At 71.1% G+C, this 7,538-nt stretch carries 6 protein-coding genes and 1 riboswitch; of the genes, 4 read left to right on the top strand and 2 right to left on the bottom strand.

All coding sequences use genetic code 11. The annotated features are described in order from the left end of the window. The 3 genes from ACESL7_RS10540 to ACESL7_RS10530 form a co-directional block, all read left to right on the top strand. Positions 1-1,140 (top strand): toprim domain-containing protein (locus tag ACESL7_RS10540; RefSeq protein WP_372893282.1); only part of this gene is annotated, 1,140 nt, incomplete at its 5' end. A 36-nt stretch (positions 1,141-1,176) separates the two neighbouring features. Beyond that, positions 1,177-1,375, top strand: a riboswitch (cobalamin riboswitch). A gap of 113 nt (positions 1,376-1,488) precedes the next feature. Continuing rightward, a complete protein-coding gene (locus ACESL7_RS10535) occupies positions 1,489-1,788 on the top strand; it encodes a hypothetical protein (protein ID WP_372893281.1) in 300 nt (99 codons plus the stop codon). Further along, positions 1,785-2,606 (top strand): cobalamin-binding protein, encoded by an 822-nt coding sequence (locus tag ACESL7_RS10530; protein WP_372893280.1) that lies wholly within the window; start codon positions 1,785-1,787, stop codon positions 2,604-2,606. The genes ACESL7_RS10535 and ACESL7_RS10530 overlap by 4 nt, the downstream gene beginning before the upstream one ends. 87 nt (positions 2,607-2,693) lie before the next feature. Here ACESL7_RS10530 and ACESL7_RS10525 read toward each other — a convergent pair whose 3' ends face one another. Next, complete coding sequence (locus tag ACESL7_RS10525) at positions 2,694-4,949, bottom strand: NADP-dependent malic enzyme (RefSeq protein WP_372893279.1); 2,256 nt, start codon at positions 4,947-4,949, stop codon at positions 2,694-2,696. A 39-nt stretch (positions 4,950-4,988) separates the two neighbouring features. Then, entirely contained in the window at positions 4,989-5,657 is a 669-nt protein-coding gene (locus ACESL7_RS10520) for a YrbL family protein (protein WP_372893278.1), read from the bottom strand. A 109-nt stretch (positions 5,658-5,766) separates the two neighbouring features. Between ACESL7_RS10520 and mutS the strand changes: the two genes are divergently transcribed. Further along, positions 5,767-7,538, top strand: a 1,772-nt coding sequence (gene mutS, locus ACESL7_RS10515) for a DNA mismatch repair protein MutS (RefSeq protein ID WP_372893283.1), incomplete at its 3' end; no start/stop codon positions are given.

The raw sequence follows: 7,538 nt of genomic DNA, 5'->3' as shown, positions 1-7,538 counted from the left end.
GAGCTCTTTCTGGTCGAGGGCGACAGCGCCGGCGGCAGCGCGCAGACCGGCCGCGACCGGCGCACGCAGGCGGTGCTGCCGCTCCGCGGCAAGATCCTGAACGTGGAGCGCGCGCGCTTCGACCGGATGCTCTCGAGCCAGGAGATCGGCAACCTCGTGATGGCGCTCGGCACCGGGATCGGGCGCGACGAATTCGACGTCTCGAAGCTGCGTTACAACAAGATCGTCATCATGACGGACGCCGACGTGGACGGCGCGCACATCCGCACCCTGCTGCTGACGTTCTTCTACCGGCAGATGCCGGAGCTCATCGAGCATGGCCATCTCTTCATCGCGCAGCCGCCCCTCTACAAGGTCGGGCGCGGCAAGTCGGAGGTCTATCTCAAGGACGAGGCGGCGCTCACCGACTTCCTGATCGATCAGGGCACGGACGGCGCGACCCTGCGCCTTGAAAGCGGCGAGGAGATCGCGGGGCCGGACCTTCAGCGCGTGGTGCAGGAGGCGCGACAGGTGCGACGCACTCTCGACGCCTTCCCGACGCACTACCCGCGCCACATCCTCGAACAGGCCGCCATCGCCGGCGCCTTCGAGGAGGGACGGGCCGACGCCGACCTTCAGGGCGTGGCCGACCGGGTGGCCGAGCGGCTGGACCTGATCGCCGAGGAATACGAGCGCGGCTGGCAGGGACGGCCGACGCAGGACAAGGGCCTGCGCCTCGCCCGCGTGGTGCGCGGGGTCGAGGAGGTGCGCGTCATCGACGGGCCGGCGCTGCGTTCGGGCGAGGCACGCAAGCTCGGCCGGCTGACGGAGTCGCTGCAGGAGATCTACCGGCGCCCCGCGCACCTCGTCCGCAAGGATCGCCAGTCGAACATCTACGGTCCCCTCGGGCTCCTGCAGGCGATTCTCGAAGAGGGCGAACGCGGGCTCTCCCTGCAGCGCTACAAGGGGCTGGGCGAGATGAATCCCAACCAGCTCTGGGAGACGACGCTGGACCCCGAGGCGCGCACCCTGCTTCAGGTGCGTGTCGAGGACATGGCCGAGGCGGACGATCTCTTCACCAAGCTCATGGGCGACGTGGTCGAACCGCGCCGCGAGTTCATTCAGGAAAACGCCCTCAACGTCGAGAACCTCGATTTCTGAGGCGCGCGCCGGCATGGACAGGGCGTGCGCCCTGTGCGATCCTTCGTCCGATGGTGTCGGTCCTCACGGGACCGACTGAAAAGGGAACGCGGTGCGCCCCCGGGCCAGTCCGCGGCTGCCCCCGCAACTGTGAGCGGCGAGCGAGACCGGAGAACGCCACTGGGCGCCAGCCCGGGAAGGTCCGGAAGAGCGAGGACCCGCGAGCCAGGAGACCTGCCATCTCCGGCGCGATGCGCCGCGGTGATCTCGACCCGGGCGGGGTGCCCCGGAGCGGAGAGACCGGGATCAGCGGCCTTCCGGCCGACGGCCTCCCCGACTTCCGATGCCCGCCCCTGCACGGAGGGTGCGATGCTACTGGACCGGACGATCTCGCAACTCGACCTCGGCCCCATGCCGCCCGCACGGGCGGCGGGTCTTGCCCGGCTCGGGTACATCCAATGGCTGGGCGCGCTGCCGGGCGACGGCGACTATCGGCAGCAAGCGATGCTCGCGTATTCGCGCGCCGTGCCCTGCGCCCGGCGCTCGCCCGCGGTGGCGGCCTTCTGCGATCTGCTTCTGGCCTCGACGCGCATGCCGCCCGCACCCCTGCCGCTGGCCATGCCACCGCGCAAGCGCCGCGGCGGCGCACGGGCGCGGCGCGCGACATGAGGCGGTTTCCGCCAGAGCGCATCGTCTGCCTGACCGAGGAAACGGTCGAGACGCTCTACCTTCTGGGCGAGGAGGACCGGATCGTGGGCGTCTCGGGCTACGCGGTCCGGCCGAAGCGTGTGCGCCGCGAGAAGCCGCGCGTCTCGGCCTTCACCTCGGCCGATATCCCCCGGATCCTCGCGCTCGAGCCCGATCTGGTGCTCACCTTCTCGGACCTGCAAGCCGACATCGCCGCCGAGCTTCTGCGCGCGGGCGTCACGGTGACGGGCTACAACCAGCGCGACGTCGCCGGCATCCTCGCCATGATCCGGCATCTGGGCGCGACGGTCGGACAGCCCGCCCGGGCCGAGCGACTGGCCGCGGATTACGAGCGCCGGCTGGAGTCGGTCGCGGCCGAGGCGCGCGGCGGTCCGCGCCCGGTCGTCTATTTCGAGGAATGGGACGAGCCGATGATCTCCGGCCTCAAGTGGGTCTCGGAACTGATCGGGATCGCCGGCGGGCAGGACGCCTTCCCGGATCTGGCCGATTGCGGCGCGGCGCGCGACCGGATCATCGCCCCCGAGCGCGTGATCGCGGCGGGGCCGGAGGTGATCCTCGCCTCGTGGTGCGGCAAGAAGGTCCGCCCCGAGAAGATCGCCGCGCGCCCGGGGTTCGACACCGTGCCCGCGGTACGCGCCGGCCGGATCCACGAAATCAAGTCCCCCCTCATCCTGCAGCCCGGCCCGGCGGCGCTGACCGACGGGCTCGACGCGATTCGCGCGGCGCTCGCCTTTGCGCGGGCGCCGGCCGGATCATCCGGGACTCCGGCGACTCCTTGACCGGGCCGCGGCCCGCCGGGCGCAGGATCGGGGTGGGCGCGCATTTTCCGCCGGCGATATCGGCGACGGAGGGTGTGTGCGCGGCCGTCAACCCACCTTGCAGGCCGCGAGGACGGCCATGTTGAGGATGTCGTTCGCCGTCGAGACGGTCGAGCAGAGCTGCACCGAGGCGTCCACGCCCGCGAGGATCGGGCCGATCACCGTCGCGCCGCCCATCTCCTGCATGAGCTTGACCGAGATCGAGGCCGAGTGCCGCGCCGGCACCACGAGGATGTTCGCCGGCCCGGTCAGCCGCTGGAAGGGATAGGACGCCTGCGCCTGCGCGTTGAGCGCGACGTCGACGGTCATCTCGCCCTCGTATTCGAAATCCACGCCCCGCACGTCGAGCACCTGCGGCGCGCCGTGCATCTTCTCGGCGCGCTCGGAGACCGGGTAGCCGAAGGTCGAGAAGCTGACGAAGGCCACCCGCGGATCGAGCCCGAGATGACGCGCGACCGCGGCCCCCCGTTCGGCGATGGTGGCAAGATCCTCCGCGTCGGGCCATTCGTGCACGAGCGTGTCCGCGACGAGCACGATCCGCCCCCGGTGCAGAAGCGCCGTGACCCCCGCCGCGCCGTGACCCGCGTCGGCGTCGAAGACGTGGTTGATGAGCTCCATCACATGCGCCGACTTGCGCGTCGCGCCGGTCACCACCCCGTCGCCGTGCCCGTGCGCAAGCATCAGCGCCGAGAACACGTGCCGGTCGCGCGCGGCGAGGCGGTGGATGTCGGCCATGTCGTGCCCGCGCCGCTGAAGCCGGGCGTAGAGGAAGGCCTTGTAGCTCTCGAGGTGTTCGGTGTTCGCGGCGTTGACGATGGTGAGTTCGCGCACCGCGTCGCCCATGCCCTCGGCCTCGAGCTTGGTGCGCACGTCGGCCTCGCGGCCCACGACGAGCGCGGTGCCGAAACCCGACCGCTGATAGGCGACCGCGGCGCGCAGGACGCGGACGTCGTCACCCTCGGCGAAGATCATGCGCGCCTGCGCGCGCCGCGCCCGCTCGGTGATGCCGCGCAGGATGCTCGCCGTCGGGTCCATGCGGCCCTTCAGGCTCGCCTGGTAGCCCTCCATGTCCACGATCGGCCGGCGCGCCGCGCCGGTGTCCATGCCCGCCTTCGCCACCGCCGGTGGCACGCGCCAGATCAGCCGCGGGTCGAAGGGCGTCGGGATGATGTAGTCCCGCCCGAAGGACAGCTTGCGCCCGTAGGCCATCGCCACCTCGTCGGGCACGTCCTCCCGCGCGAGCGCGGCGAGCGCCTCGGCGCAGGCGATCTTCATCTCCTCGTTGATCGCCCGCGCGTTCACGTCGAGCGCGCCGCGGAAGAGATAGGGGAAGCCCAGGACGTTGTTCACCTGGTTGGGATAGTCCGAGCGCCCGGTCGCCACGATCGCGTCGGGGCGCACGTCGTGCGCCTCTTCCGGCGTGATCTCCGGGTCGGGGTTCGCCATGGCGAAGATCACCGGGTTGTCGGCCATGCTCTCGACCATCGCGGGCGTCACCGCGCCCTTGACCGAGACGCCGAGGAAGACGTCGGCGCCCGCCATCGCCTCCTCGAGCGTGCGCAGGTCGGTCTCGATCGCATGGGCCGACTTCCACTGGTTCATGCCCTCGGTGCGATCCTTGTGGATCACGCCCTTGGTGTCGCAGACGATGCAGTTCCGCGGCCGGGCGCCCATCGCCTTCAGAAGCTCGATGCAGGCGATGCCCGCCGCCCCCGCGCCGTTGAGCACGATGCGGCAGTCCTCGATCCGCTTGCCCGAAATGTGCAGCGCGTTGATCAGACCCGCCGCGCAGATCACCGCCGTGCCGTGCTGGTCGTCGTGGAAGACGGGAATGTCCATCGCTTCCTTGAGACGCTCTTCGATGACGAAGCAGTCCGGCGCGCGGATATCCTCGAGGTTGATGCCGCCGAAGGAGGGGCCGAGATGCTTTACCGCGTCCACGAAGGCATCCACGTCCTCGGTGTCCACCTCGAGGTCGATGGAATCCACATCGGCGAAGCGCTTGAAGAGCACCGCCTTGCCCTCCATCACCGGCTTGGAGCCCAGCGCGCCGAGGTTGCCGAGGCCGAGCACCGCGGTGCCGTTGGAGACGACGGCGACGAGGTTACCCTTGTTGGTGTAGTCGTAGGCCGCCTGCGGCTCCTCCGCGATGCGCAGGCAGGGCACCGCGACGCCCGGCGAATAGGCGAGGCTGAGGTCGCGCTGGGTCGTCATCGGCACCGTCGCCGTGATCGCCCATTTCCCCGGCGTCGGCGCGTGGTGGAAGGCGAGCGCCTCCTCCTCGGTGAACTTGGTCCTCGACATGGCTCCTCCGCTGCGGCCGGGCTTTACACTAGGCCGCCCTCACGGCAGGTGGAACCGCCATTCCGCGTCGCGCCAGACGAGGCCGAGCTTGCCCCCGATGCGCGCAAAGGCGTGGCGCAGGCCCGTGCGGTTGGCGCGGCGCGACCAGTTGCGCACCGGAAGGGCGTGCACGTCGCCGAAGCCGTCGACGAGCACCACCTCCTCCGGCCCGCCGCGGCTGCCCAGCACGAGGTTCTTTGCGTTCAGGTCGCTGGCGCGGAGATCGGCGCGGACGATGCGCGTGACCGTGTCGTTCAGAAGCTCCACCACCCGCGCGTCGAGGGCATCGGCCCGCGCGAGCTGCAGAAGGGTCGGCCCGATCGCGCCGTCCGGGTTGGCGACGCGCTGCGCCACCGCGCCCCAGCCGAGGCTCGTCGGCACGAAGCCGAAGTGCAGCGCGAAGGGCGGCCGGCCCCAGGCATCGCGCCAGGAACACAGCGCGCGCGCCTGTTCCTTCTGTTCGGCGAGGGTCGAGCGGTAGAGCACCGAGGGAAAGAGACGTGTCGTCAGCCCGCGCATGCTGCGCGGATTGAGCTTGCGTTCGGCGATCGGGATGATGAGCTTGAGCACCCGGTCTTCCCGGTCGGGGTGGAGATAGACCCGGCGCTCGGCCCCGCGCGCCACCGGGGCATGGCCGGTCAGATCGATGAGTGAAAAGGGCTCGATCATTGGATATGCGATACCGCGTCCGGAGATGCGCCCGCGCCCCGGTGCGGGGCAAGGCGTCCTTGAAGTGGACAGGAGGTATAAGCTGACGACCGCGGCCGACACAACGCCGATGATGGCGCAGTATCTGGAGATCAAGGCGCAGCACCCGGATGCGCTCCTGTTCTACCGGATGGGCGATTTCTACGAGATGTTCTTCGACGACGCCGCGGCGGCGGCGGCGGCGCTCGACATCGCGCTCACCAAGCGCGGCAAGCACGGGGGCGACGATATCCCGATGTGCGGCGTGCCGGTGCATTCGGCCGAGAGCTACATGCTCACGCTGATCCGCAAGGGCTTCCGCGTCGCCGTCTGCGAGCAGATGGAGCGCCCCGAGGCGGCGAAGAAGCGCGGCGCCAAGGCCGTGGTCAGGCGCGAGGTGATCCGCCTCGTCACGCCCGGCACGCTGACCGAGGATTCGCTGCTGGAGGCCCGGCGGCACAACTACCTCGCCGCCTATGCGGAGGCGCAGGGGCAGGGCGCACTCGCCTGGGCGGACATCTCGACCGGGGCCTTTCACGTCATGGCGCTTTCGCGCGTGCGCCTCGGGCCGGAGCTTGCGCGGCTCGCCCCGGCGGAGGTGCTCCTGCCCGAGACGCTGGAGGCCGACTGCGCCGCGATCGTGACCGACGGCGGCGCCGCGATGACGCCGCTCGCGCGATCGGTCTTCGACAGCACGGGGGCGGAGAAGCGGCTGACCCGGCTCTTCGGGGTCGACACGCTCGACGGGTTCGGGATGTTCACGCGGCCGGAGCTCGCCGCGATGGGCGGGCTCGTGGACTATCTCGAGCTGACGCAGAAGGGGCAGCTTCCGCTCCTGCGCCCGCCCGCGCGCGAGGCGGCAGGCGGCGTCATGCAGATCGACGCGGCGACGCGGCGCAATCTCGAGCTGACCCGCGCGATGGGCGGCGGGCGGGCGGGCTCCCTGCTCGCCGCGGTGGACAGGACGGTGACGGCGGGCGGCGCGCGGCTGCTGGAAGCGCGGATCGGCGCGCCCTCCCTCTCGCTGGAGACGATCCACGCCCGGCAGGAGGCCGTCGCCGCACTGGTGGGCGACGCGACGCTCGCCGGTGACCTGCGCGATCTGCTGCGCCGCGCGCCGGACCTCGACCGCGCGCTCTCGCGCCTGTCCCTCGACCGGGGCGGGCCGCGCGACCTCGCCGCGGTGCGGGGCGCGCTGGAACAGGCCGCCGCCATCTCCGCGCTCTGCGCGGGCCGTGATCTGCCCGATCTCCTGCGCGGGGCGCTCGACGCGCTCACCGGGCAGGAGGCGCTGCGCGATCTGCTCGCCGACTCGCTGATCGCCGAGCCGCCGCTTCTGGTCCGCGACGGCGGCTTCGTGGCGGAGGGCTTCGACGCCGACCTCGACGAGACGCGACAGCTGCGCGACGAGGGCCGGGGCATAATCGCCGGGCTGCAGGCGCGCTATGCCGAGGAGACGGGCATCGGCTCGCTCAAGATCAAGCACAACAATGTCCTCGGCTATTTCATCGAGACGACGGCGACACACGCCGAGCGCATGATGGCGCCGCCGCTCTCGGAGACCTTCATCCACCGACAGACCACGGCCAATCAGCTGCGCTTCACCACGGTGGAGCTGTCGGAGCTGGAGACGCGCATCCTGAACGCCGGCGCCCGCGCGCTCGACCTGGAAAAGGCGGCTTTCGCCCGACTGCGCGCCGCGGTGCTGGAGGCGGCGGGCGCGCTCGGGCAGGTGGCCGCGGCGCTCGCCGAGATCGACCTCGCCGCCGGGCTCGCCGATCTGGCGCGCGGTGCGGACTGGACCCGGCCGGAGGTGGACGCGAGCCGCGCCTTCGAGGTGACAGGCGGGCGGCATCCGGTGGT

This window comes from Rhodosalinus sp., from assembly GCF_041685465.1.
Lineage (GTDB): Bacteria > Pseudomonadota > Alphaproteobacteria > Rhodobacterales > Rhodobacteraceae > Rhodosalinus.
This window is presented reverse-complemented; position numbering and strand designations above follow the sequence as displayed.